This window comes from Staphylococcus schweitzeri (genome assembly GCF_002902405.1).
GTDB lineage: Bacteria > Bacillota > Bacilli > Staphylococcales > Staphylococcaceae > Staphylococcus > Staphylococcus schweitzeri.
Window position 1 is genome coordinate 39104 of record NZ_PPQS01000032.1, and the last position, 751, is coordinate 39854.

Consider the following 751-nt stretch of genomic DNA (forward strand, 5'->3'; position numbering starts at 1 on the left):
TCCTTTTTGTATTTCGATTTAAAAGATATTAGACATAAAACCTAAAAACAGCAGTAAGATGATTTATGATTAAAAACTATCTTACTGCTGTTCACTTTTTATAATACTTCTGAATGTCTTCACTTATACTTCTAGTCACAGATTTAAACAATCAAAAGTGCACATTATTTAATTATCATTTCCAAAACTCAATGCGGCTCATCGCATCCATTTTTTTGCCTGGCAACGTTCTACTCTAGCGGAACGTAAGTTGGCTACCATCGTCGCTAAGAACCTTTCTTGACTTGTGACAATCGCTTGCTTCTTTCCTCTCCTTCGGCTCTCGCTTACTCATTTAGCTCTACTAAAATCGTTGCGCTCTTTTCTCGTTTCGTCAGATTCAAACGTTTTCACTTCGCCAAGCCATTTTTCTTTGTGTTTGCTTTTTATTTTGACATTTTAGACATAAAAAAAGAGACCTTGCGGTCTCAATGCGGCTCATCGCATCCATTTCTTGCCTGGCAACGTTCTACTCTAGCGGAACGTAAGTCTGCTACCATCCACGCTAAGAACCTTACTTGACTTGTGACAATCGCTTGCTTCTTTCCTCTTCTTCGGCTCTCGCTTACTCATTTAGCTCTACTAAACTCGTTGCGCTCTTTTCTCGTTTCGTCAGATTCAAACGTTTTCACTTCGCCAAGCCATTTTTCTTTGTGTTTACTTTTTATTTGGCATAAAAAAAGAGACCTTACGGTCTCAATGCGGCTCATCG